Annotated in this window: 23 protein-coding genes; 20 read left to right on the top strand and 3 right to left on the bottom strand. The window is 44.0% G+C overall.

Annotation, left to right across the window (positions count from 1 at the left end):
• Window positions 1-14: 14 nt before the first annotated feature.
• From V1L65_RS24670 to V1L65_RS24735, 14 genes are all read left to right on the top strand, one after another.
• Window positions 15-1,238, top strand: a complete 1,224-nt coding sequence (locus V1L65_RS24670) for an acetyl-CoA C-acyltransferase (protein WP_331701936.1) — start codon at window positions 15-17, stop codon at window positions 1,236-1,238.
• A gap of 42 nt (window positions 1,239-1,280) precedes the next feature.
• Window positions 1,281-3,074, top strand: coding sequence for an acyl-CoA dehydrogenase family protein (locus tag V1L65_RS24675; RefSeq protein ID WP_331701937.1), 1,794 nt, complete (start codon window positions 1,281-1,283; stop codon window positions 3,072-3,074).
• Between the two features lie 16 nt (window positions 3,075-3,090).
• Window positions 3,091-5,175 carry a long-chain-fatty-acid--CoA ligase gene (locus tag V1L65_RS24680; RefSeq protein WP_331701938.1) on the top strand — a complete coding sequence of 695 codons (2,085 nt, stop codon included), beginning with the start codon at window positions 3,091-3,093 and terminating at the stop codon, window positions 5,173-5,175.
• A gap of 5 nt (window positions 5,176-5,180) precedes the next feature.
• Window positions 5,181-5,615, top strand: coding sequence for a PaaI family thioesterase (locus V1L65_RS24685; RefSeq protein ID WP_331701939.1), 435 nt, complete (start codon window positions 5,181-5,183; stop codon window positions 5,613-5,615).
• 107 nt (window positions 5,616-5,722) lie between these two features.
• Window positions 5,723-5,992 carry a hypothetical protein gene (locus V1L65_RS24690; protein WP_331701940.1) on the top strand — a complete coding sequence of 90 codons (270 nt, stop codon included), beginning with the start codon at window positions 5,723-5,725 and terminating at the stop codon, window positions 5,990-5,992.
• Window positions 5,993-6,168: 176 nt separating this feature from the next.
• On the top strand, window positions 6,169-6,357 hold the full coding sequence (locus tag V1L65_RS24695; RefSeq protein WP_331701941.1) for a hypothetical protein: 189 nt from the start codon (window positions 6,169-6,171) through the stop codon (window positions 6,355-6,357).
• 644 nt (window positions 6,358-7,001) lie between these two features.
• The gene (locus tag V1L65_RS24700; RefSeq protein WP_331701942.1) at window positions 7,002-7,850 is read left to right on the top strand and encodes a sulfurtransferase; all 849 of its coding nucleotides are present in this window, start codon (window positions 7,002-7,004) and stop codon (window positions 7,848-7,850) included.
• Between the two features lie 115 nt (window positions 7,851-7,965).
• The gene (locus tag V1L65_RS24705) at window positions 7,966-8,223 is read left to right on the top strand and encodes a hypothetical protein (RefSeq protein WP_331701943.1); all 258 of its coding nucleotides are present in this window, start codon (window positions 7,966-7,968) and stop codon (window positions 8,221-8,223) included.
• A gap of 177 nt (window positions 8,224-8,400) precedes the next feature.
• Window positions 8,401-9,030: a TetR/AcrR family transcriptional regulator gene (locus tag V1L65_RS24710; protein WP_331701944.1), complete on the top strand. Its 630-nt coding sequence runs from the start codon at window positions 8,401-8,403 to the stop codon at window positions 9,028-9,030.
• Between the two features lie 22 nt (window positions 9,031-9,052).
• Window positions 9,053-9,232: a DUF2197 domain-containing protein gene (locus tag V1L65_RS24715; RefSeq protein WP_331701945.1), complete on the top strand. Its 180-nt coding sequence runs from the start codon at window positions 9,053-9,055 to the stop codon at window positions 9,230-9,232.
• Window positions 9,233-9,497: 265 nt separating this feature from the next.
• A complete protein-coding gene (locus V1L65_RS24720; RefSeq protein WP_331701946.1) occupies window positions 9,498-10,055 on the top strand; it encodes a GNAT family N-acetyltransferase in 558 nt (185 codons plus the stop codon).
• A gap of 184 nt (window positions 10,056-10,239) precedes the next feature.
• Window positions 10,240-10,866, top strand: coding sequence for a TetR/AcrR family transcriptional regulator (locus V1L65_RS24725; RefSeq protein ID WP_331701947.1), 627 nt, complete (start codon window positions 10,240-10,242; stop codon window positions 10,864-10,866).
• Between the two features lie 533 nt (window positions 10,867-11,399).
• Entirely contained in the window at window positions 11,400-12,308 is a 909-nt protein-coding gene (locus V1L65_RS24730) for an alpha/beta fold hydrolase (RefSeq protein WP_331701949.1), read from the top strand.
• Window positions 12,278-12,820 (top strand): AAA family ATPase, encoded by a 543-nt coding sequence (locus V1L65_RS24735; protein ID WP_331701950.1) that lies wholly within the window; start codon window positions 12,278-12,280, stop codon window positions 12,818-12,820. The genes V1L65_RS24730 and V1L65_RS24735 overlap by 31 nt, the downstream gene beginning before the upstream one ends.
• A 138-nt stretch (window positions 12,821-12,958) precedes the next feature.
• On the opposite strand, the gene V1L65_RS24740 is transcribed toward V1L65_RS24735, so the two are convergent.
• Both V1L65_RS24740 and V1L65_RS24745 read right to left on the bottom strand, forming a co-directional pair.
• Complete coding sequence (locus V1L65_RS24740) at window positions 12,959-13,522, bottom strand: winged helix-turn-helix transcriptional regulator (RefSeq protein WP_331701951.1); 564 nt, start codon at window positions 13,520-13,522, stop codon at window positions 12,959-12,961.
• Entirely contained in the window at window positions 13,519-13,881 is a 363-nt protein-coding gene (locus V1L65_RS24745; RefSeq protein WP_331701952.1) for a VOC family protein, read from the bottom strand. Before V1L65_RS24745 ends, V1L65_RS24740 begins: the two co-directional genes overlap by 4 nt.
• A 216-nt stretch (window positions 13,882-14,097) precedes the next feature.
• On the opposite strand from V1L65_RS24745, the gene V1L65_RS24750 reads away from it, so the two are divergent.
• Window positions 14,098-14,604 (top strand): GyrI-like domain-containing protein, encoded by a 507-nt coding sequence (locus V1L65_RS24750; protein ID WP_331701953.1) that lies wholly within the window; start codon window positions 14,098-14,100, stop codon window positions 14,602-14,604.
• Window positions 14,605-15,532: 928 nt separating this feature from the next.
• Here V1L65_RS24750 and V1L65_RS24755 read toward each other — a convergent pair.
• Window positions 15,533-17,470, bottom strand: coding sequence for a hypothetical protein (locus tag V1L65_RS24755; protein WP_331701954.1), 1,938 nt, complete (start codon window positions 17,468-17,470; stop codon window positions 15,533-15,535).
• Window positions 17,471-17,596: 126 nt separating this feature from the next.
• On the opposite strand from V1L65_RS24755, the gene V1L65_RS24760 reads away from it, so the two are divergent.
• The 5 genes from V1L65_RS24760 to V1L65_RS24780 all read left to right on the top strand — a co-directional run bounded on the left by V1L65_RS24760 (window position 17,597) and on the right by V1L65_RS24780 (window position 26,085).
• Window positions 17,597-18,877, top strand: a complete 1,281-nt coding sequence (locus V1L65_RS24760) for a stalk domain-containing protein (protein WP_331701955.1) — start codon at window positions 17,597-17,599, stop codon at window positions 18,875-18,877.
• Between the two features lie 312 nt (window positions 18,878-19,189).
• The gene (locus V1L65_RS24765; protein WP_331701956.1) at window positions 19,190-20,890 is read left to right on the top strand and encodes a proline--tRNA ligase; all 1,701 of its coding nucleotides are present in this window, start codon (window positions 19,190-19,192) and stop codon (window positions 20,888-20,890) included.
• A gap of 489 nt (window positions 20,891-21,379) precedes the next feature.
• Window positions 21,380-22,447 carry an NAD(P)H-dependent flavin oxidoreductase gene (locus V1L65_RS24770; RefSeq protein WP_331701957.1) on the top strand — a complete coding sequence of 356 codons (1,068 nt, stop codon included), beginning with the start codon at window positions 21,380-21,382 and terminating at the stop codon, window positions 22,445-22,447.
• A gap of 127 nt (window positions 22,448-22,574) precedes the next feature.
• Window positions 22,575-24,437: a sensor histidine kinase gene (locus V1L65_RS24775; protein ID WP_331701958.1), complete on the top strand. Its 1,863-nt coding sequence runs from the start codon at window positions 22,575-22,577 to the stop codon at window positions 24,435-24,437.
• The gene (locus V1L65_RS24780) at window positions 24,430-26,085 is read left to right on the top strand and encodes a response regulator transcription factor (protein ID WP_331701959.1); all 1,656 of its coding nucleotides are present in this window, start codon (window positions 24,430-24,432) and stop codon (window positions 26,083-26,085) included. The genes V1L65_RS24775 and V1L65_RS24780 overlap by 8 nt, the downstream gene beginning before the upstream one ends.
• Window positions 26,086-26,229 lie beyond the last annotated feature (144 nt).

Genomic DNA, 26,229 nt, shown 5'->3' on the forward strand with positions numbered 1-26,229 from the left:
AGGAGAGTGCATAAATGTCAGCACAGCTTTGCTTCATTGAACAGGATCGGGATGCGGTAATAGTGGCAGCAGTGCGAACTGCTGTCGGGAAAGCAAAGAAGGGCAGTCTGGCAGAGGTGCGCGCCGAGGATTTGGGCAGAGCCGTTATTACAGGCGCGCTTGCACAGGTGCCGGGTCTTAGTCTGGATGCTGTAGAGGATGTCATTATTGGCTGCGCGATGCCTGAGGGCGAGCAGGGGTTAAATTTTGCACGCATTATTTCGTTGTATGCAGGCTTGCCGGTGACGACGCCGGCAGTTACGGTAAACCGTTTTTGCGCATCTGGCCTGCAGTCTATCGTATACGCCGCGCAGCGCATTAAGCTTGGCGAAGCAGATGTCGTCTTAGCGGGAGGGGTTGAAAGCATGAGTCATGTACCGATGACTGGCTTTCATCTGTCGCCGCACCCGGAAATTATGGATACGATGCCTGAGGTATATATGGGAATGGGACATACGGCAGAGGAGGTTGCTAAGCAATATGGCATAACGCGGCAGCAGCAGGATGCTTTTGCCGCAAGCAGTCATCGCAAGGCGGCTAAGGCAATTGGGGAGGATAAATTCAAAAATGAGATCGTTTCAATAGAAGCGACAAGATCGGGCACAGATGAGAAAGGCAGGCCATGGGAGGAGAAGTTTATATTTTCTGAGGATGAGGGAGTGCGCGCGGATACTTCGGAGGAAGTGCTTGCCAAGCTTAAGCCATCCTTTGCCCGCGACGGAACGGTCACTGCCGGCAACTCTTCGCAAATGAGCGATGGTGCGGCTGCCGTAATCGTAATGAGCAGAAAAAAAGCGCGCGAGCTGGGGCTAATGCCGCTCGCAGCAGTGCGCAGCTACAGTGTGGCGGGCGTCGCGCCAGAGATAATGGGCATTGGGCCTATCGTTGCGATACCGCAGGCGATTGCCAGGGCTGGAATTACAAAGGAGCATATTGACCTTTATGAAATAAATGAAGCATTCGCAGCGCAGTGCATTCCTATCATACAAGAGCTGGATTTGCCTGAAGAACGAGTCAATGTGAATGGCGGCGCTATTGCACTCGGTCATCCGCTTGGCTGCACGGGCACAAAGCTGACGGTTTCCCTGCTCCATGAGCTGGGCAGACGAGGCGGCGGAGTAGGGATTGTATCTATGTGTATCGGCGGCGGAATGGGCGCTGCGGCAGTATTTGAGGTGTACGGAGAAAACGGCGAATAGGCTCAGAGGTGTTAGTATATTGGCGCGAAAGGAGCTTAAGCAATGTCTGAGAAGATTAGAAGAGGCGGAAGGTTTGTTATAGAGGATATCAATCCCGCGAATATTGCTGCACCTGAGGATTTTACAGAAGAACAGAGCATGCTGGGACTGGCGGCAAGAGGCTTTTTGGAAACAGAAATTGTCCCCCATGACGAAGAAATTGAAGCGCTGGATTATGAGCTGACTACTAAGCTGATGCGACTTGCAGGTGATATGGGGCTGCTGGGAGCTGATGTGCCTGAGCGGTATGGCGGCATAGGGCTTGATAAAGTAAGCACAACACTGCTGGCCGAGACACTCGCCGCTTCATCCTCCTTCGCTTTATCAGTGGGCGCACATACAGGCATCGGTACATTGCCAATCGTATTTTTCGGGTCGGAGGAGCAGAAGCAAGCTTACTTGCCGGATCTGGCTGCAGGCAAAAAGATAGCCGCTTACTGCTTGACTGAGCCTGCGTCCGGCTCGGATGCGCTGGGGGCAAAGACGGTGGCGAAGCTGAATGAAGCGGGCACGTATTATATTTTAAACGGCTCCAAGCTTTATATTACGAATGCCGGTTTTGCAGACTTGTTTATCGTATATGCCAAAATAGACGGAGACAAATTTACAGCCTTTATCGTGGAGCGCAATATGGAAGGCTTCAGTGTTGGTCCCGAGGAGAAAAAAATGGGCATAAAGGGCTCTTCTACCTGCCCGCTGTATTTTGAGGATTTGCATGTACCCGTAGCCAATGTGCTGGGGGAAATCGGAAAAGGACACCATATTGCATTTAATATTTTAAATATTGGCCGTTTTAAACTGGGGGCGGCTTGCCTTGGGACCTCGAAGGAAACGATAGAGCTTGCATCCCGTTATGCAAATACAAGGAAGCAGTTTGGACAGCCGATATCCTCCTTCCCGCTTATTGGCGGCAAGCTGGCGGATATGAATATTTTAACGTACGTCATGGAAAGCATGGTGTATCGTACGGCAGGCTTAATCGATAGCATGCTGAGTGAATCCGATGAGACGGATGCAGGTGCAGACCGGGCTGATGCCGGACGGTTGGCCGCTTCCGCTATAAGCGAGTATGCGCTTGAATGCTCGATTGTTAAAGTATTTGCCACAGAAGCGCTTGATTTTATTGCTGATGAAGGTGTGCAAATTCATGGGGGTTATGGTTATATACGCGAATACAAAGTAGAGCGGATTTACCGTGACTCCCGCATTAACCGGATATTCGAGGGAACAAACGAAATCAATCGTCTGCTTATACCAGGGACCTTGCTAAAAAAAGCAATGAAGGGAGAGCTTCCGCTTCTAGAAAAAGTCCAAAAGCTTCAGGCAGAGCTGCTTGAGCCTAATATGGCTCCCGAATTTATAGCGCCGCTGAGCAAGGAGCAGTATCGCATAAGCCAAGCAAAAAAAGCATTTTTGGCTGTAGGCGGAATCGCTGTACAAAAATTCGGAACTAGGCTGGAGCAGGAGCAAGAGGTGCTCGCCATTTTGGCGGATATGATGATCCTTATTTATGCGATGGAAAGTGCTTATTTGCGAACAAAGAAAATGATGGAACGTGCAGGGGCGGCAGCTGCTTCATCATTAGCAGCAACGATGACAGAAGTGTATATCCAGGAGGCTATGGATAAGCTTGAATCAATCGCCAAGCAGGCATTAACGACACTTGAGCAGGATGACGGCTTACGTATTCAATTGTCCGTGCTCCGAAAGCTTATGAAATCCCCACTAGTAAACATAACTAAGCTGAAGCGTGAAATCGCAGCCCGTGTCATTCGCAGTGAACACTATGTAGTGTAAACAGGGAGGGAATGAGATGGATTCGCAAAAGCCGAGCAGGGATGCAGCTTCTGAGCAGCAGCATGCTCAAAATCAGGTGGAACAAACAGAAGCGGGAGCATCCGATATCGCCGCAGATAGCGGAGTTGAGCTGGCGTTGTCAGCTCAACTTGAAGATAGCACTGCAATCGAAGCGGGTTTGGCAGCAGAAGCCGAGGCGGATAGCGGGGGTGAGCGTGAAGCAAGTGTAGAAGTTGATACCGAGTCGGATGTTGGAGCGGAAGTGCAAGTAGGTAACGATGAGAATATTGAAGCGGGGGCAGAAGTTGGAAATGATTCAGTAGAGCCAGCGGTTGAGGCTGATCCGGAGCCAGACGCAAAGGATGAGGCGCAGCTGCTTCGCGAGCAGCGGCCATGGCTGAAGTCGTATCCGCTTGATGTGGCGCCTAGCCTGTATTATCCCGATGTCAATATTGCGCAGTTTTTATTGGATGCAGCTAAGAAATATCCGAAGCATAACGCCTTGTATTTTATGGGTAAAACAATGACATATCAAGAGCTGCACAAGGCTGCTGTGCGACTAGCTCAAAATTTAATTGCAAGTGGAATTAAGCAGGGAGATCGTGTCGCAATTATGCTTCCTAACTGCCCCCAGGCGGTAACAGCTTATTATGGCGTTCTGCTGGCAGGAGCCATTGTTGTACAGACTAATCCTCTATATGTAGAGCGGGAGCTGTTATTCCAGCTGCAGGATAGCGAAGCGTCTGCCATTATCGTACTTGATATGCTTTATCCGCGATTGCATAAAATTCGCGGCTCTGATGCTGAAGAGAACAGGCTTCCTAAGCTTAAACATGTCATTGTCACTTCTATAAAAGACGGATTGCCATTTCCTAAAAACCTTCTTTATCCGATTAAACAGCGTAAAGAAGGCTTTAAAGCAAAAATTCCATACGGCAGCCATGGTGTTGTAGCCTATCGCAGATGGATAGCAGACCGAACGGTATCTTCCGTCGAGCTGCCGGAGCTGGTTTATGGAAATGAGCTTGCCGCGTTGCAATATACAGGTGGAACAACCGGCAAACCAAAAGGAGTCATGCTGACTCACAGAAATCTCGTTTCCAATACGATACAAACATCAGCATGGTGTTACAGAATGAAGTTTGGCGAAGAAAAATATTTGGCAGCGCTGCCGTTATTTCATGTATTTGGTCTTACTGTTCTCATGAATATGTCCGTTTATTCCGGCGGTATGCTCATCTTGCTGCCGCGTTTTGAAATAGACAAGGTACTGGAGACAATCGAATCGATGAAGCCTACGATTTTCCCCGGTGCGCCTACGATGTATGTTGGCTTGATTCATCATGACAAGGCAAGTCATTTGGATCTTTCATCAATAGAAGTATGTATAAGCGGATCGGCTGCCTTGCCGCTCGAGGTACAGGAGCAATTTGAAAAATTAACCGGAGGCAGGTTAATAGAAGGATATGGGCTAACAGAAGCCTCTCCGGTAACTCATGCCAATCCTATTTGGGGACGAAGAAAAACAGGAACGATTGGGGTTCCTTTTCCGGATACGGATGCGGCAATTTTCGATCCTATAACGGATGAACGGCTTCCTGCCGGAGAAATCGGCGAGCTTGTCATACGTGGTCCCCAGGTGATGGCCGGCTACTGGAATCGCGAAGAGGAATCGAAAGCCGTGCTTCGAAATGGCTGGCTCCATACAGGCGACCTGGCCACGATGGATGAGGACGGTTATTTTACAATTATAGATCGTATCAAGGATGTTATTATTGCCGGAGGTTTTAATATTTATCCGCGCGAGGTAGAGGAAGTGCTATTTGAGCATCCAGCAGTAAAAGAGGTATCTGTTATTGGTATAAGCGATGTATATCGAGGAGAAACAGTCAAAGCTTTTATCGTGCTTAAGGCGGGCTGCAAGGTTTCTGTGGAGCAGCTCAATATTTGGTGCAGAGAACGGCTTGCCGCATATAAAGTGCCACATAAGTATGAGTATCGCGATTTGCTGCCCAAAACAATGGTTGGTAAAGTGCTGCGTCGTCAACTGGTTGAGGAAGAGCTGCAAAAAACAGCCTCGCAGGCAAACAACAAGGAGTGAGTCATGTGGATGACATTCAATCTGACCGGGCGGAACCAAACTTTACTGACAAATTGATGAAGCTGTCCAAGCGAGCTGAGACAACATTTTGGGGGAAATTAGGCTGTGAATTACTTTCGGTTACGACAAACAGCGCTATTATTAGTCTTGAAGCGGAAGCGGAGCATTTAAATTTACTCGGTATCGTTCATGGCGGTGTATACATGTCGCTGATGGATAATGCGATGGGGCTGGTGGTTATGAGTGATGCTCAAAATGAGCGGGTAGTAACGGCTACGATGAATACTCATTTTTTAGCTAGCTGCAATGGCGGAAAGCTTCAATGTAAAGCGACGCTGTTGCATCGGACGAAACGTTCGATTACCTTGCAAGCGGAGGTTGAGGATGAAAAAGGACAGCTGCTGGCATGGTCTAGCGGGCTGTATCGAATTATATCTTAGTCCAAAAAAGAAAATCCATCATTTTCCATACAGGCAGTTCCACGAAAGTTGCTTGAGACTTTTTTATTGGTTATACTAACTAATAAATGGAAAAGGAGGTCTCATGCGTGGTACCTGTATGGCTTACTGTTTTAGTGTTAGCATTTGGAATTGCTGTAGCTGTTATCGGTGTAGCTGCTTATTTACGTATATATCGCAAGGATAGGCTTGCAGCCGCGGCCAATGAGACTTTTTCAAATCATTCTGCAGGGAAATCATTGAAAAATAACGATAACCACGTATGGAAAAATGAACATAATGAACATAATATATATGTAGAAAAACCAGCTGGCTCATCCGCAGAAAAGTCTGACATTCAAGAAAAGTCAGAACATTAAAAATTGTTTACTTTCAAATAGAACATCAAACTGATATAATAGTAAGAAAAGTGAAAACATTGTGACTCATTGGCCATGGAGTTGCCTGCACCGATTGGGCGAGCGGTGTAAGAGCCGCAACCGTTCTCGGAATTTGCTGTTTGGGACGACCATCCACGTATAAGGGAGGAGATTTCATGGCGAAGCATAGCCAGAATGAAGTCAAGGAAAGCCTGAAAGAACTAACGAGAATTTTTCAACCCAAGGACCCAAGAAAATTTGTAAAAGACTATATACGTAAATATCGCATAACAGGCGGTTATGAGGATGAATTGACCTCGCTTGTTGAAGATGAGCTTGTACGCATTAACTCCTCTGTCGGCTAGCATGCGTCAGCCTCAATATATATAAACACGTCAGAACAGTAAATATAATGATTAAGGCACAGGCTTTGCGCTCTGATTTTTTCAGAATGCAAAGCCTTATTTTGAATTTGCAGGAGTACTAGGCTCGATAATTATGGAGGGTAGAGACTGCAAGCATATGTAAGTGATGAGACTAAACTGGGGGAGCAGACCGCTATAGTCTAGACAGCGGATTTAGTTAGTTTGGAATTTCTAACGAAGCTGAGCAGCGCTATTTTGCCAAAAAACGCTTATTTGAAATTGTAACGAATCCCAGGGGCGCTATGTGTGAACAAACCAGCATTTTGCAAATGTTTTGGCTGAATAAGGCAGCTGTGGAGACTGCCGATTAATTGTGGGCAACTATTGAAAGGGGAACGAAGAGCCTTGTAGGCCAATTTTATCCTTTACAGGGGTTATTTCATCAAAAAAATGGGACTACAACAGCGGTCGGAATCCCAAACTTGATCGTAGTAACATCCCTTTCGACTGCTTATTGCCCTATCCACAATTAATCGACACCAATAGACATACTTACGAAATGCAGCGGTCCTGTGATATTAAGCTATTGCGTCATTCATGGTACAATTTGATAATGATATGATAATTGAAGGAGAGTGCCTGAAATGTCTCATTTTAAAACAGCTCAATGGTTGAGAGAGCGATTGAACGACAAAGAGTTTGTCATTGTTGACACGCGATATGTTCTTAACGATTCAGAGGCTGGTGTGAAAGCTTATGCAGAGTCCCATATCCCAGGCGCTTATTACTTGAGCCTAAGTGAACATTTGTCGAGCCCCAAGCATATTGAAGGGATTGGAGGCAGGCATCCGCTGCCCGTACCTACAGACTTTGCCGCCATTATCCAAAGGATCGGCATTGGCAATAAAACAACGGTTATATCCTATGATGATCAGGGCGGAGCAATGTCTTCGAGATTGCGTTGGCTATTGCAATGGCTTGGGCATGATGGTGAAGTATATATTTTGGAAGGCGGCTTTAAAGGCTGGGTCGAGGCAGGATATGAAGTTTCTGCCGAAGTGCCGGAGCTGGTACAAGGCGTTCAATTTGATATTAAAATGCGCAGTGAAATGCTGGTAAGCCAGCGATATGTGAAGAGCAAGCTAGGTGCCAGCGGTACAGTTATCATTGATTCACGCGAAGGAGCCCGTTATCGCGGTGAGGTTGAACCGATAGACCGGGCAGCGGGCCATGTGCCTGGAGCGATCAATCGCTTTTGGGCGGAGGGCCAGCGCAGTGACGGCACTTGGAAATCGCCAGATGAGCAAGCTGAGCGTTTTGCAGGCTTGAACAAAGATGATGAAATTATCGTCTATTGCGGTTCCGGCGTTACGGCTACGCCGAACGTATTCGCCTTGAAGGATGCAGGCTTCCGTAATGTAAAGCTGTATGCAGGAAGCTGGAGCGATTGGAGTTCGAATAGCGAGAATCCGGTGGCGACGGGGGACGAGTAAGAGCCGGGAGGCCGTGTCGGGCGCGGGATTAGGGGTTGTGACAGGTTGCCGGCGGGCAGGCTGTTGCGGCCCTCTTTTGGCTTTTCTGTCAACAGCTTAGCTTGCTAACAAGAAGTTGGAGAAAGCAGTTGACAGAAGCACGGAGTCAGCCAAAGTCCGGCCGTCGGGTCAGGTTGTTGTTGAATGGCATCATGCGCTTTGCTTCCGATCGTCCACAAGCCGGTTCGTCGCAACTTTTCGTGCGGAGCAAGAGTCCGATTGCCTTCTGGAGCAATTCGCTTGGGTTTCCTTGGCGTTTCCGGTATCCCCAGGTTTGGCGGCATCGGCAGCAGGAACGTGCAGGTTCGGGGGAATGGTCGCGGCAAAACCATAGCCCACCGATCGCGCAAACCGTCACGACCGAGAGCCGTTCGGGGCGATTAGGTTCAGGTTGTTCACAGGTTAGTGTTGTTGGCAGTTTTACAAAGGGGCTCAAAAACCATTTAGATAATGTTCAACTAGATGTTTTTTTTGTTTGATTTTTTTTGTACGTCCGTACTAAAATAAAACCATGAGTAAAAAAAACAAACCAACTAACCAAAAACAAATGTCATTCATCGAAAAAGCTCGTAGAGCTCAAATTGTAGAATGTGCGATTGAGACAATCGCAGAAGTAGGTTACACTCAAGCCTCTTTAGGAGAAATTGCGAAACGTGCAAAAATCAGCAAGGGGGTCATTTCTTATCACTTTGCAAATAAAGAGGAATTATTGGAGCAAATAGCTATCGAATACTATATAGCTTGGCAATCATACATTGCTCCAAGAATAGAAGCTCAAAAATCTCCTAAAGAAATGCTTCGAGTGTATATTGAATCCAATCTTGCATTTGTAGCTGAAAATCGTCAGCATGTTTTCGCTGTTATAGAATTGGTTTCTAAAAACATAACTGCTGATGGTAAACTTCACTTTTCAGCAGACCATGATGAAGCTGTTTTAGTTCCAATTGAAAATATTCTCGCCCTAGGGGTGCAAGAAGGGCTTTTTCGGAAATTTACCAAATCATCAGCAAGGGTGATTGCGCTAACAATAAGAAATGCCATTGACGGGTTCACCATGGAATTAATGAGAAAGCCTCATTTAGATGTTCAGGAATATACGAGAGAACTGGTTACAATCTTCGACATATCAACTAAGAAGTGATGTGTCACTAAGGGGGTTACCAATGTTTTACTATGATGTACTTTGTTATACTTGTAAAAAGACATTCAGGGTATACGAAGGTTCACTAAAATATAAACAAGCTAAGGAAAGGAAGGTTAATTTTTTTTGTTGCGAAGATTGTGCTGATAAAATACGCATTGAAGCAATTTTGAATTTTATGCGTGGGATTAATCGTTTTTAATTTTTGATTTTCTCAACGATTATCGTCAAATATGGCACTAAAACGCCGTGGTAACAATTAAACTGAGTAACTCTGTCTTAACGAATTTTTCTTATGAAGGATTAAGCTACGACGGGTACATTAATTCAATGTGGACCGATTTGCAAATAGCCTGCCAACAACCATTCAACAACTTGCAAACAGCCCCCATCCGTCCACCCTCCCAGCCCTTATCCTTTGGGGTGCTCCCTTGCTTTCCGTGGCTTAAAATACGAGGAGGATGAGTATGGATATTGTGATTCGCGAGTTAGCGGTTGGAGATGAAAATATGTGGAGAAATATAGACGACAGTTTTACTGTCGATTTTGCTCTTGTTCTCTCCTCGTCGGGAGGAGAATTCAAATTCACAGTTAAACCAATAACTCCTGGCTATACGAAAAGCTATTCAGAAGAACAGTTTAAGGAAGCTGAGGACGAGGATTATTCAGAGTATATCGATAATTCGGATCAAATTGTGTATTTGGCTTGGGCCGAGAATCAAGTAGCCGGCCGTGTCGTATTGAAACGAAACTGGAACAAATATGCTCTTGTAGAAGATATAGCAGTAGACAAAAATTACAGAGGGCATGGAATAGGTCGTAAATTGATCGAACAGGCTAAGCGGTGGGCGAAAAACGGTGGAATGCCCGGAATCATGTTGGAAACGCAAAGCAACAACGTGAATGCATGCAAATTTTATAAAAGCTGCGGCTTCGTAATAGGTGGTCTTGATCATTACTTGTATCAGGGTATTTATAAAAACAGCAATGAAATTGCGATATTTTGGTATCTGATTTTTGAATAGAGTTCTGTTGGTCATATCCGGCATGTTGCAAACAATTGACAACAAACTGCAAGCAACAGCGGATCAACAGTTGTAATATTCTGACAGATTCTTTGTGCCTTTTTAGGCTTTTTGTTAAACAGCCTGTAAACATAAAGTCGGAAAAGACAGTTGAGGTTATGCTCGAAACAAACAACTTGCGTTTATGGAAATTTTTTTCTATAATTCAATAATGAACGGAGGTTCATTTATGGTTCAGGTTTTGAAAGAGGAACTAAGACAAGCAATTATCAGAAGTGCTCAAGATGAGTTTGCTCAATTCGGATTTGCGGGGACATCCATGAAAAGAATTGCGGCACTGACGGGCATCTCTGTTGGGAACTTGTACAGATATTATAAGAATAAAGAAGACTTGTTTGATTCCGTTATATCGCCGGTATACCATGAGTTGGAAACGCTGATAAGCAACCATCATGCTCAACCACACGATCAAGGGAATATTTTTGAAGTTATCGTAGAAGCGTTAACGAATATCGTCGTTGAATTCCGTACACCGCTCTTAATTTTAATCGATGGTGCCAGAGGCACCCGCAACGAAAACGCTGTTCAGAATTTTTATCAAATGATGGCAGATAATGCAGCTATGCATTTAGCGGATTATAGCAATAAGGGCGGGGAGGGCTTGAATCCTCAAATCGCTTGGCCTGTTTCCGTTGCATTTCTGCAAGGATATTTTGAAATTATTAGGCTTAACGAGGGAGCCGAAGATTGCAAAAGAATGGTGCGCCAATATTTTTTAGTCTGGTTTCAAGGATTGCAAGCTATTCTTTAATTAGGATTCGTTTTTTCGTCCAAAGGACGGCGGAGTATTTTTCTAACGAAGATTAAAGGCGCTAATTCAACTAAAACGGTCCCTTTTAAAATGTAACGAAGCCTAGCAGCTCTATGTGTGAACAAATCACGTTTTTAGCACCATTTTGCCCCCAATAAGACCGTCTAGCTTCGTTAGATTTTTAACTCAAGCATTTTTGGCATAATAGCGCGTCTAGCGAGACTGTCGATTCATTGTAGATAGTTGCAACAAGCAATAGAAAGGGGGGCACTGCGATCAAGATTGGGATTCCGACCGCTGTTGTAGTCTAATTTTTATGAGTAAATAACCCCTGTAAAGGAAAAAAATTAGCCTACAAAGGCGGACGCTGCCGCTTCTCCATTCCCATTCTTGCTCTCCGTTACCCCTTTCTCGTTGCTTATCAATCGTTTCCGACAATGAATCGACAGACCTTCTAGCATTCGTTACACTTTCCAAATAGGTTTTTCTACAGTCTGGAATAATGAATAAATGTTTATTTATGGAGGGGTGAAATGAGTAAATCTATTCGTCAACACCAGACCAAAGACGGATTTATGCTAGAGTACAGCATTGTCGGCCAAGGAGAACCCGTATTGATTCTTCACGGTGGCCATTCGAGCTGCTATGCGGAATTAGGCAGCAACGAACTTGCGGCTCATCACTTCTCTGTCATTACTCCTTCAAGACCGGGTTACGGAAAAACATCAAAGGAACTCGGAGAATCGCTTATTGTCGCATGTGATTCGTATATCGAGCTGCTTGATGAGCTGCAAATTCCTCAGGTTCATGTTATTGCAATGTCTGCCGGAGGCCCGAGCGGAATCCACTTGGCATCCAGATTTCCAAATCGAGTAAGGAGCCTTGTCCTGCAATCCGCCGTAACCCAATGCTGGCTAAGGCCAGACGACAAGCTGTATAAATCTGCTCAATTATTGTTTAGACCTCCTGTAGAAAAATACGTTTGGGCTATGATTCGATTTCTAAATAAGCTATTTCCATCCTTTTTGTTAGGCAATATGATTCCCTCTTTTAGCAAATTGCCAAAGGAGAAGGTATTACCGCAAATCAATGATGTCGATCGTAGAAAATTTAAAAGCTTGATAGCTCAGCAGCGGTCAGGACATGGCTTTCTGATAGATTTGGTTCATACCGGTAAGGATGCGACTTCAGCGCTTGCAGCCATCAAATGCCCTACTCTAATTATGCATAGTATTCATGATGCATCCGTAAGTGTGGATCATGCTTATCATGCTAAACGACTAATACCGAATGCCCAGCTGTGCGAGCTTGATTTATGGGGACACTTGATTTGGCTGGGACCAGGCGCAGAAGAAATGAATCGACAGTTGTTATCGTTCCTTGAAGCTGCAAAGAAGGAGATGATGAGTCAATGCTCACAGAACACCCTAGCATCATTCTGATTACTGGAATAATGGCAAGTGGTAAATCAACAGTTGCACAATTGCTTTCTGAAAAATTCGAGAAATCGGTACATTTACGGGGAGATATTTATCGAAGAATGATCGTTAATAACCGTAAAGAAATACAGCCAGACGCCCAAACAGAAGAGCTGGATCAATTACGGCTCAGGTACCGGCTGGCCGCACAGTCTGCGGAAACCTATGTTCAATCTGGGTTTACAGTTATCGTTCAGGATGTTGTGGTTGGTCCCATGTTGAACGATTTTATTTCATATATTAAAAGCCGCCCCTTCTATGTTGTAGTTCTTTGCCCGGATCCGGTCGTTGTCGAACAGAGGGAGTATGCCCGTACTAAAAAAGGGTACGGTGCTTGGACCGTTGAAGAGTTAGACAGCCTGTTACGAAATGAAACCCCTCGAATCGGCATGTGGCTGGACTCGTCTGAAATGACACCTGAAGAAACCGTTATTGAAATATTAGCGAGAATGCAAGATGAGGCTCTGCTCAGGTAGGGGATTCAATCAACGGGGCACAAGCGAAGAAGGATTGATTTATATACAGCTTGCGGATAAATCTGTCGGATAATTGGGCTGCTACTGATTTCTAATAGACAGCATGTTGCAGCCCTTTTTATCGTTCTCGTTCAATAATTAAACTAAGGAAGCCAAGTCAATGGAAAGCTGTTGAACTGGCTGCTGCACTTGCTTCTCCAGCCGATACAGGTATGAGGGTCGAGGCTCCTCCAATATATGCTTACAGATTAAGCCGTCATTATGAAATTCTTGCAAACGCAAGGATAATATTCGCGGCGTAATACTGTCGAGCGATTGACGAATTTCTTGGAAACGCTCGTGATCGAAATTAATTGTTAGCAGAATAGGCATACCCCACACCTTGTCGGAAAGCCTCCCTTGTCCGATCCGCTCTTCGCTTAATTGGACAGCGCGTGCTGCTTCTCTGTGAAGCCGTCCTTTTTCTGTAAGCACATATTCGGGTAAGAGCGGATGACGTCTTTCTTGTGGAGAAAGGTGAAGGAGTAAACCATCTTCCACCATTTTTTTTAAATTAGCACTGAGCCGGGAGGGGGCAATGTCAAGCTTGTTCTGCAGGGGCGTGAACCTGCCCCCATTCTCGTCAAGCGATAACAGAATGGGCAGTGTCCATTGTCCGGTTAGTTCCTGGCTCAGCCTCAAAACCCGGTTTTCTTTGCTCAAAGTTCAGTTAGTGTTTCGGCCAGCATCAGATTATGCCCATCGGGATCCATGAATGTTGCAAGCTTGGCCATTCCAGGGACATGCTCCACTTCGCCTACGAATGCTACACCGTCCGCCTCCAGCTGTTTTATTGCTTCTTCAATATTCAATACTTCAAATACCGTAGAAGAAGTGGCTGGTTCAACAGTTTCGGCTTCCGAAAATCCAATGATACAATCCTTTGTGTTTGTGTTGACCATCGCCATACCGCTTGACAAATCATGGAAAACGACCTCAAAACCAAGCTTTCCGGAATAGAACTCCAGCGTTCGTTCTAAGTTGGCCACACTGTACCATACGGTTAAGCCTTCTTTGTACATAGAACAACTCCCTGTTCAATATTAATATCGTAATACTACCGATAATATACCAGATATATTTTCGGTAGTAAAGGGGTACTGTCGTTAATTCCAAATTTGCAACAAGCTGATATAATAATCATCATGAATAGAAAGTTTTGAATATAGTTCAGAATAGAAGTTAAGCTGAATTAGGCCGAATCAAATGAAAAAAATGTTTATTTGGAGGGGATTAGGTTGGAAGCACAGCTAATAAGAAACGTAGCATTTACAGCAGCCGTACGAAAAGCAACTGGCAGTATGAAAAATTTCGAATTAGGTAAAGAGGTTCGCCGGGCATGGCATGATGTAATAGCGGCTGTAGAGCGGGAAGGGCTAGAATGGAACGAAAAAGATGTCGGCTACGTGTTTATTCCTCAGTGGGTGACGGAACCAGTCGATGAGCTTGAGCTGCTTGTAGGAGTGAAAATTGACAGCATGGATCGAATCCCTGCCGATGTACAAATTTTGAAGGTTCCCGCCAGAACTTATGTGAGTGTTCCTGCCCGGGGAGACCGTGACCAAATAATGCGAGCGTATGCTGTTATAGAAGAGTGGATAGGGCGCGAAGGGTACATCAAGGATACTGAAGAAGGTGTATATGGGATGGAGCCTAATCGGCTTTCGCCAGATAATCCGTTCGATATCCCTGCTGATAGGATAAACCGATTCGATTTTGATATTATGATTGCAATTAAGGAGTAGTATTCCTATTAATATGCTCAAGTGGTTAAAGATAATGAAAAAGCGCAAGTTCAGAGTATACATTATCCCTTGAGCTTGCGCATTTTTATTTCAATGTAGACCTTGTACAGATAGAACCGTCAAGATTCCAAATCGGAAATGACTGCCTTTAAAATAAATGTTGTGTCTGGTTTCAAACGGTTGTTAAGCTGCTCGTTTAGAAGCAGCTGTTCGTACACCTCATAATCGGTTTTACAATATTGATAAGGGCTTTCTGGGTGAAACTCCCCACGTTCAAGAACAGCTGTCCAATGCTGGACTTGCTCTTGAATCGACAGAATCGTAATACTGAATAAAGGATTCTAAATGTATAGGCACCTTTTGACCCCAATAAGGCAGGATATCTCTGTTAGATTTTTTTCAACAACGTTTTTAGTATAATAGCGTTTCTGGCATTCGTTACATTTCCAAATAGTTTTTCAACAGCCTGAGTTTTACAACCCTATACGTGTCTGCACCGCCTCAAAACGTCTCAATGTATATGAAATTTCATACACAAAACGCTGAAATGCCCCAAAAAACACAAATGTATATGAAATTTCATACAGAATTGGTCGGTGCCACCTCAAAACGTCTCAATGTATATGAAATTTCATACACAAAACGTTGAAATGCCCCAAAAAACACAAATGTATATGAAATTTCATACAGAATTGGTCGGTGCCACCTCAAAACGTCTCAATGTATATGAAATATCATACACAATACGTTGAAATGCCCCAAAAAACACAAATGTATATGAAATTTCATACAGAATTGGTCGGTGCCACCTCAAAATCGACGCTCCCACAAAATAGAGTTTGCCATCGTTGCAAAGTACTTGTTTCGGTTTTTCAACAGCCTGAGGAAATGCAGTTAGCCTGGGCGCGTGAGTACTCGTTCCACGCTTTTATTTTTCTTTTAAATAGGTAATTTCCTTAAAATCGACAATGATATTTTCATTTGCTTCAATACTGTCCCTTTGGCGGTCTAAAGTGATGGTTGCATTAGAAGGTATGGACTTAAAGGTGCTGCCTTTCTTATTTTTACTTACATCGTAGAGATAATAAGATTCATCTTTTACATTCAAGCCTAATCTTTCCACATCCTTAAGCTCTACCGTATAAAATTTTATGACGGCGACATTTGCATCTATCCATCCTGCAACTTCCAAAGCCGCACCCTCATGTCCGGCTTCAGCCAAAATAGATCCAATAAGAAGTCCATCCGGATTGTAGAAATTGATTTTTTGAGGGGCTATTTTTGAATAATCGATATCAATATCAAGGATCCGATTCCGCTCAGCCTCTGCAAGGTCCATCCAGGCAATTGTGCCTGCAGGATTCCACTTTATTTTCTCAGATGGCACGTATTGGTCTGCAGGCAGCGGCACTTTACGAAGAGATACTCCTTTTTTATTATAAAATGTCAATTGGCCACTTTCATCATCATGTACAAATCTCTCAAAGGTTGGTGAGAGGAACAAGGAAGGCGCCCCAGACGTCGAATGAGGGATTACCTGATACTTTAGAAGATGGATCTCGTCCTTCCCCGTCTTTAGATCAAAGAACCATACATTGCCAAGATAACTTTGCATGAACAATTTTTGCTCATCGGCATTCCATTGAAATTGATAGATGTAATCATATTCTTCTGTTAGCGGCCAGAAATTTTCTCTAAGCCTTTCGACAGTCCCCGTGTTAACATTGTAGGACGAAAGATGATATTGCCCTGCCTTTTCCGTCAGTTCTGATTCTAGAAATAGCAGATGCTCTTCGTCCAAAGGGAACAGCATATTATAGCTGCTCATAAATGCATTGTTCCTGAGATTTTTGGAGCTGCTCAGCTTGTCGCTCCATTTCACATGTACATCGTCTGTGGAAGGATCTCGGGCTACCAAAGCATTAATTGCGTTGTGGTCGCCATAGAAGAAATGAATGGTATGGTACAGGATCCCCTTTAACTTAACTACAGGACCGCCGTTCATCATGTAGTTATCTTCCAACAGGCCAATCGGTTTGGCTACAAGGTCTCCATTAGAGTTCCGCTCTGCTCTAAATTTTAATTCTTTAAAGTTTGATTCTGTGAAAATAATTTCTTTTAATTCAGCAGTTGATTTCTTAGTAAGCGTATAGCCGGTATGCGTTTCCTTCACATTCATAACCATAGCTTGCTCGCTAGTTTCGTTGATCCATAGATGAAAGGCGTATTCTTTGTTTGCCGATATAAGAACGATATCGTAGTTGGGGGTTGATGTGTTTAGTATTCCTTGTATTTGCTCAGCGGTATCGATGGCTCTCACAAAGGCTTCTATTTGTTTGTTATCTGTGTATTCAGCCGTAACTTCGGGATTTACTGCTCCGTGGGTGAGAGATGTCGCGAGAGTAATTTTCTTGATTTTCTCATTTATGTTTAGATTGTTATGTTCAGCTTGTTGTTCATCTGATTGAAACAAGGCAAGTAAAGCCGCCTTCGCGGTTCCCGGCAGCCTGTAGTGCCCGTTTCGTCCGGATTTGATAAATAGGCCTTCATGCTCGCCCTTGATCCAGAATGAAAATATGTCGCTTTCGCTATCCTCCAATTGTACGGTTGCAACGTAATCCGGTGCTTTGATATCAAGCTGTCCGCTATCGAATTGAGCAGAATGAATAGCCTCAGCGAATTGCTCTATTAATTTACGATCGGTTATGCTCACTACTTCGTCAATACTGCTCTTAACTGTCATAGAATGAACATTTGAATCTAATAAAGCTTGATTTTTCTTTTTATCCTTATTATCAGCATCGGTACAACTAACAAGGATCATAGAGAGGACAGTTAAGAGGACGAGAAGGTTTATCTTCTTCATTTAGACACGCTCCTTCTTATTCTAACCTCTTTAACGCCAAAAATAAGATAAAGTTGCAACATAATTGACTAGCAAACGTTATAGATTATGAAAATAAAGGGAAATAATGGGGGGCAATAAAGATAGATGAAGAGGATTAAGCTTTCGAAGCAAATATTAAGTATATCCATGATGTTATTGTTCCTGTCAATGGTTACATATGTGCCTCCGTCGGTCTATGCTGCGGAAAAAGCTTCTGCTAATGCCAACCAAATTGTTGTTTTTGAAGATCCTGTTTTAGAAAAGAATGTACGAATGAGCTTGAATAAGCTGGAGGGAAAATTGACGGCTTTGGATTTATCTAAGATTACAAAGTTAAGTACGGGATTTCGTATAACTAGTCTGAAAGGATTGGAATATGCGATTAATTTAACAGAAGTTACGATCAGCTGCAGTAATCTAAAAGATATGAGCCCAATATCTAGCTTGAAAAAAATTAAAAGTTTAACTATGAACTATTGTGAAATTCAAGATTTAACGCCAATTGCCGACCTAACGAATCTTGAGTATTTAAGCTTGGAAGGCAACTTTATTTCTGATTTGACGCCATTAAAAAATTTATCGTTGTTAGAAATGCTTATTTTAAAAAATAACAACATTTCTGATCTTTCTCCGATTCATTCTTTGCCAAGCTTAAAAATTTTGTTTGTAGATGATAATTTTATTGAAAGCCTTGAAGGAAACTGGAACCAGTCAAACCTTTACGGTTTGTATCTAAATGGAAACCTGGTTAAAGATTTATCGCCCGTTACTGCGAGTGACTCTTTAAAGAGTCTGAGCTTTGCGTATACGCAGGTAACTGATCTAAGCTCTATTCAGGCAATGTCCTTGGAGGCTATACAATTCGATCATACCGATGTTTCTGACCTTACTGTACTGGAAAATATGTCATCTTTAAAATATATCTATTTGTACAAAAATCCATTAACCGAGGAATCCAGAGCCTTTTTAGAGAGATTTAAAGAGCGGCCGGAAACAGAAGTGTATGAAAGCCGGTACTCAGGCACTTTGGCGATACCTAAAGTATTTATAGATGGAAAAGTCCATATGTTTAATACACTTCATCCTGTTATTTATCAGGATTCAACCATGCTTCCGTTAAGGGAGGTTTTCCAGCTATTTGGAGCCGACATAAAATGGGACGGGAAAGCCAGAACGGTTACAGCCACAAACGGGGATAACAAAATTGTACTTACGATCAACTCAAAAACCGCTCAAATAAATAATCGCGAGGTTAGCTTAGTAGCAGAGCCTATCATACAACAGGGCCGTACTTTGGTTCCATTTCGATTTGTAGCGGAAGCTTTTGGCTATGATGTGAAGTGGAATGACAAAAACCGCTGGGTCATGATAAACACGTCAAAATGATAGACTTGACACGGTAATGCGCTTCGTCTATGATCAATAACAATAAATGACAGTAACAGCTGAGATCAAGGAGCATGTTATCAAATTCGGCGGTACAGAGAGGGACCCAAGAGCTGCAAGGTCTCCCCCGAACGGTACATTTCCTGCCTTGTGAGCTGCTGCGGTGAACACAAGTAACCGTTGCCGGCGCCGACCGTTATTCGGATGAAGAATTGCCAGGAATAGGCGATTAAAACTAGGGTGGTACCACGACACATTCGTCCCTGACGAGTGTGTCTTTTTGTTTTATTTTACAAAAAGGAGGCATCAGCTATGCGTCAATCTCGACTGTTTACAAACACATTGCGAGAAGCACCGACGGAGGCGGAAGTCGCAAGTCACCGACTACTGCTGAGGGCGGGCTTTATTCGCCAGCTAGCAGCAGGCATCTATACATATATGCCTTTGGGAAGGCGTGTCCTGCGCAATATCGAGCGCATCCTGCGTGATGAACTGGAGCGTGCGGGTGCACAAGAGCTTCTTATGCCGGCATTGCAGCCTGCAGAGCTGTGGAAGGAATCGGGCCGTTATAACGATTATGGGCCTGAGTTAATTCGCCTTACTGATCGGCATCAACGTGAGTTCGCATTAGGGCCGACTCACGAGGAGGTTATTACGACGCTGGTGAAGAACGAAATTAATTCCTATCGCAGGCTGTCGGTCACGCTATATCAAATTCAGACAAAGTTCCGTGACGAGCTTCGTCCGCGTTCTGGCTTGCTTCGCGGCCGCGAATTTCTAATGAAAGATGCCTATTCTTTTGATAGCTCGTGGGAGGGACTGGATCGTTCTTACCAGACGATGTACAAAACTTATCATCGTATTTTTGAGCGCTGCGGATTGACGTTTAGAGCAGTGGAAGCTGATGCAGGGACGATCGGCGGAGAAGGCGGCACACATGAATTTATGGCACTGGCCGACATTGGGGAAGATGTAGTGGCTATCTGCTCTCACTGCGGGTATGCGGCGAACATAGAGAAGGCGACTTCCAGGGAGGAACAGTCCGGGTGCGGCGGGGGCATTATCCCGGGTTACGAAAAGCTCCACACCCCGGGCGTGCACACAATTGAGCAACTGACCCACTCCTTACAAATCAGGCCGATTGAAGTCATGAAGACACTTATTTACTTGGCGGATGGGAAGCCGGTAGCAGTCCTTGTCCGTGGGGATCATGAAGTGAATGAAATTAAAGTAAAAAATGCGTTGGGCGCAGATACACTGGCGCTTGCTGATGCGGAAACGACTAGTGAAGTAACGGGCGCGGCAGTAGGATTTGCAGGTCCAATTGGGTTAGTGATTCCTCTTTTAGTTGACGAAGCTGTTGCACGGATGGAGTGCGGTATTGCTGGTGCGAACGAAAGTGAATTTCATGTAAAAAACGTCGTTCCGGGACGAGATTTTTCAGTTGAGCGCATAGGTGATTTTCGCAACGTCAAGGAAGACGAATCATGCTCACGTTGCGTGGACGGCAAGCTTCGTTTCGTAAAAGGAATTGAGGTAGGGCATGTGTTCAAGCTTGGAACGAAATATAGTGAGGCATTAGGAGCCCGTTACCTGGATGCGAATGGAAGAGAGCAGCTTATGATTATGGGTTGTTATGGCATTGGTGTTTCGCGGATCGTATCGGCGATTGTGGAGCAGCATTATGATGAGCGCGGGATTGTCTGGCCGGCTGCCGTCGCCCCGTACCAGGTACATCTCATTCCTGTCTTTATAAAGGATGAAACACAGAGGAAGGTAGCGGAAGAACTATACGATGCGTTACAGAAAAGCGGCATCGACGTGCTGCTAGATGACAGGGACGAACGTTTGGGTGTGAAATTTAACGATTCCGATCTGATCGGTCTTCCGATTCGTATAGTCATTGGCAGGGATGCAATTTACGGCAATGTCGAATATATTGAGCGTCGCGGGAATGATAAGCAGCTTCTATCGGTGGAAGAAACAATTATGCGAATAAGAGCAAGCATTTAAGCCTGTTGAAATAGCATACAAGGTTGGATGGAGCTCTTGGTAGCTAACTAACCGCCTTTGTAGGTCAATTTTATCCTTTACAGGGGGATATTTTATCAAAAAAACGGGACTACAACAGCGGTCGGAATCCCAAACTTGATCGTAGTAACATCTCTTTCGTTTGCTTATTGCCCTATCCACAATGAATCGACACCCTACTAGACACGCTATTGTACGGAAAACAGCTTATTCTAAAATCTAAAGGAACTGAGAGACCTTATTTACTCGAAATCACTACCTAAACGGGGAAAAAATCACATATAACGCAACACAGTTCCGTTACAGATTTAAACCACCTTTTTATTGCTAAATAAAGCCTCTCAGTTCCGTTACAATTCTAATCAGCTGGGAGTGCGCAATAGGGAAGAAGCTGTCCAGAAGGCTTTGGAAGCCGGGATCATTGAAGTTTAGTATAAAAAAAAATAAGCAGCGGCAGGAGGGTTCAATAAAGTGGAAACAAAATTAACTCGCATGCTCAACATTCAATATCCAATCTTTCAAGCTCCTATGGCGGGCGGTCCTACTACGCCAGAGCTTGTTGCAGCTGTTTCGAATGCCGGGGGTTTGGGCAACCTTGGAGCTGGATACTTAACGCCAGAGCAGCTTCGTAAAACAATTAAAGTGATTAAACAATTAACGAAGCAGCCTTTTGGAGTCAATCTGTTTGTACCCGAGAAATCGGATGAGTCTGAAGATACGATTAGTCAAATGAGTGATTACCTCAATAAGTACCGGGTGGAGCTTGGCCTTACACAAAATCCGATTATCCCGAAGGCTTCGGAATCGTTTTATGAACAAGTACAAGTATTGCTGGAGGAGCAGGTTCCAGTTGCTAGTTTCACTTTTGGTCTACCTGCACAGCACATTATTGATTCGCTAAAGCAGCAAGGGATTGTCGTAATTGGCACTGCAACGACAGTTGACGAGGCGAAACAACTAGAGTTGGCTGGGGTAGATGTAGTGGCAGTACAAGGCAGTGAGGCGGGAGGGCATCGAGGCACATTTCTAAAAGAGGCTGCACACAGCCAGATTGGCACGATGGCGCTTGTTCCGCAGGTTGTCGATCACGTAGCTGTCCCGGTTATCGCAGCAGGCGGCATCATGGATGGAAGGGGACTTGCAGCAAGCCTGTTACTTGGGGCTTCAGCCGCACAAATGGGTACTGTATTTCTAGCAAGCCATGAAAGCGGTGCCCATGCTGTGTACAAACAGAAAATTGTATCCTCGCATGAGGATGCTACTGAAATAACGAGCGCATACTCGGGGAAAGCTGCACGAGGCATTCGAACCAAATTCATGGAGGATATGCAGCAGTTTTCTGGAGCTATTCCTGCTTACCCTATCCAAAACGCATTAACGAAAGATATTCGTCAGGCTGCTGCCAAAGCGAATAACCCAGAATATATGTCGCTATGGGCGGGTCAGGGCCTCAGGTTAGCTAGTGAACGGGCTGCTGCTGATATTGTCAGACAAACTATTGATCAGGCTCAAAATCTTATTAATAATTTAAGGGCATGAAGATGGATGGTATAGCCTTATTCATCTTGTACTTAATAGCAGTATTTTTAATTCCTATGCTATAATACGTGATAATTATGTGATTACGTTGTAAACTGGGAGAAAATACGGCAAATGGGAGGCAGGAATGAATAGGGCTTCGTTTGTATTGCATGACCTGTTTTTTGGTTCGATTCACCGAAGGCTTGCGTTCACTTTTTTGATTCTAATCATTTTGCCTATTACATTTTCCAGTGTCATAGCATTAACCCTGCTGCAGGAGAAGGTTAAAAGCAAAGCCAATATCGGCTATGAGATGGCAGTGGAGCAAGCGGCAAACAGTATTGACCGCGTTTATCGGGATTTGCTTGTAGCATCCAATTCGCTGATGCTGGATGAGGAGATTGCCAAAATCCTTTCTCAGGGCGTTCCAGAAGATCAGAACAAGCGTTATTATTTGCAAAGCATTATGAGCAACAAGTTTTTTAATGTGCAAGTTTCTACACTGGATTTTTATACGAATCATTTTATCGCACTGCTTGATAGTAAAGGCTTCGTATATTCGACGATTCCGTCTGACAATGTATCGGGCAACAAGGAATATGAGCGAATTATTCGGCTGGAGGGGCTGGGGGGGGACGCCAATTATGTAAGGCCGGCACAAAGAGTCTATCCCATTTACTTTTCTCCAACAGGCCAAGACATCAACTACATTTTGCTGCTGCGCTCCTTCATGGACGTGACTTCAGGAACGAAGAAGGGAGATCTGATCGTAGGCTTGCCTGAGCAAGAGATTGCCGGCATTATTAACGGACTTGTTCAGGTGCCGGGGATTAAAGGCTATATAGTCGGCAAGGATGGAGAAGTTATTTCGTCGACGGAACAGACAGAGATCGGCACAAGGTTCCCATTATTTGAAGCGCTTACAAGCGGTAAGGGACTGAAGGATGAAGGACTGATTATTAATTCAAAAGTATTGAACCGGCTCGGATGGCATATTGTCCAGGTGATCCCGAGCGAGGTGCTGTTCTCCGATTTTACATATGCAAGAAATATGCTGGTATATTTAAATGCTGGCTTTTTGCTTATATTTTTCGGTGTTTCTTATTTTATTGCACGGAGCATTTCCAAGCCGATTAGGGAGCTTAATCTGGCAACAGAAGAGATTGCATCTGGCAAATTGGAAGCTAGGGTGAAGGTGCTGCGGAGAGACGAGCTTGGCAAGCTGTCATTAAATTTCAATAAGATGGCTGCTCAAATTCGAGGGCTGTTTCAGCAAGTTAATGAGGATCAAAAAGCGAAGAGGGAGCTGGAACTAAAAATGCTGTATGCGCAAATCAACCCTCATTTTCTTTTTAATACGCTCGGATCCATTCGTTGGATGGCCGATTCTAGCAAAGTATTTAATGTCAGTAAAGTTATTGTGGCTTTGGCGAATTTATTAAAAAGCAGCATTATTCATAAGGACGAGTACATTTCGATGCGTGAGGAAATCGAAAATATTCGCAATTATATTACCATTCAGAAATTTCGCTATGTATCTAAATTTATTGATGAATACGAGATAGACGAGCGCCTGCTGGACTTCAGAATTCCGAAGCTGATCTTGCAGCCGATTGTGGAAAACTCGATTATTCACGGCTTTGAAGGAATCGAATATACCGGAGTTATACGCGTGCAAGCTTATCCCGATAACGGAAGGATGATTATTAAGATTTCGGATAATGGGGTCGGAGCAAAAATGGAGGAGCTTGATGCTTTGTTAACAGGAAAAAATAAAAGCAAGGACAGCTTCAGCGGGATAGGCATTCATCATGTAAATGAAAGACTTACGATTCATTATGGGCAGTCCTCTGCATTGAAAATGGTTGGTGCGCCAGGCGAGGGTATAACGACGACGGTTATTGTGCCGATAATGGTGCCAGATGAATTCGCAGCTAAGCAGGCAGAAGAGCCAACAGCAGAACATAGCGGCAATTTAGCTGCGGATGGAGATAAACGTCATGTATAAAATTTTAATTGTTGATGATGAAATATTTGTGCGCATGGGTCTAAAACTGTCGATTGATTGGGAGAGCAACGGCTTTACTGTGATTGGAGAAGCTTCTAGCGGAACTGAGGCGCTGGAGAAAATTCAATCTAATGTTCCGGATATCGTGATTACTGATATTAAGATGCCTGGCATGGATGGGGTGCAGCTTATTAAGGCACTATCCGAGAAATATCCTGCCGTAAAATGTATTGTTCTTAGCAATTATAATGAATTCGAGCTGGTCAAGGAAGCGATGAAGTTTGGGGCGGTAGATTATTTCTTAAAGGTTACAATTGAACCAGAAAAACTGATAGCCCTGCTGCACAAAATATGTGCGGAAACAGATAACGAAAAAAGTATAATGAACGATTTGTCGGAGTTAAGGCAAACGCTTCGTCACCATCGGACGGTAATCGATAATAAGTTTTATTTGGATTTAATAAAGCCAGGATTAAATGAGGAAGCGGTTCGCAGTAAAGTGAAAGCACTTGAATTGGATCTGTATGATGATCAAGGGCATATTTTATTGTTAATGTTGAGTGATTATGAGCGTCTGAGTGCGGATAGATTCCGTTCCGACCGCGATCTGTTAACTTTTACAATATTAAACGTTGCCGAAGAACTGATTAATGATCAATCCAGCGGCAAAATTATTGAGTGTAGTCCTGGTGCATACGCTATAATTGTCAGTTTCAAAGAGCAAGCAGACAAACGGGCGGTTCACAGTCTAGCCTTGCGGATCTATACCACAATTCACGATTACTTGAGCATGGAATCCATTGTTGTAATCGGGCAGCCATTTCGAGGGGGCGTACAGTTGCGGGAAGGTCTATTGCAGCTCGAACAAATGAAATTTCTGGCTTTTTATGCGCCGACAGGCGTTGTCTCAATTGAGCAGCATACCGGTAAGCTTACTGAACAGTGGAGCGCTCAGCAGCAAGGATCATCCGTCGAAGACATACACCGGGCTTATATGGATATCAGAAAACAAATCGTTCAATTTATCAAACTCGGCACAGGAGAGCTCATTCCACCTATTTTGTCTGGGTTTCTCGATAACTGCCGAGAGCATCAGATCGACCCAACAACCGTAAAGAGGTATGCGATCTCGATTGCCCATTTGATTCAGGATGAACTTATTATGCAGGATGCTAATGCTTCCGGCTCGCTTACTGATAAACTTGAGAGGGTAATGAAGCAAGTGGATAGCAGTTTTAATATAACGGAGCTAAAAGAGGTATGCGGTGCTTTTGTAAGGGAATATGCAGCTTGGATAGGCAAGCTTGGCCACCCTCCGATAAGAGAGGAAGTTGCCAAAGCCATTGATTATATTCGCCGCCGCTATCATGAGCGTGTCACGCTGGAAGATGTGGCCGAATATATCTCCATGAATAAAAGCTATTTTAGCAGGCTGTTCAAGCAAGAAACAGGCGAGATGTTTCATGAATATCTCATTCGGACGCGTATGGAGCAAGCACAGGAATTGTTATTAAGCTCGGATGCTAAAATAAGCGATATCGCAATAGAAGTAGGCTATAATGACATTTTCTACTTCAATCGGGCCTTTAAAGCCTATGCCGGAATGCCGCCCAGTGAATATAGAAATAAAATACAATCCAAAGGATAAAGTCAAATCTATTACAATAAAATAGTAGATTTTTTGCATGGACAATAGATTTTACAACAGAAATAAGAGGTGATCCTGAAAAGGGTCCCTTTTTTATATCTAATACCTAATTATTAATAGAAAAGAGTAAATCCATTACAAAGA

The sequence above is a fragment of the Paenibacillus sp. IITD108 genome (genome assembly GCF_036541265.1).
In the GTDB taxonomy this organism is placed as follows: domain Bacteria; phylum Bacillota; class Bacilli; order Paenibacillales; family Paenibacillaceae; genus Pristimantibacillus.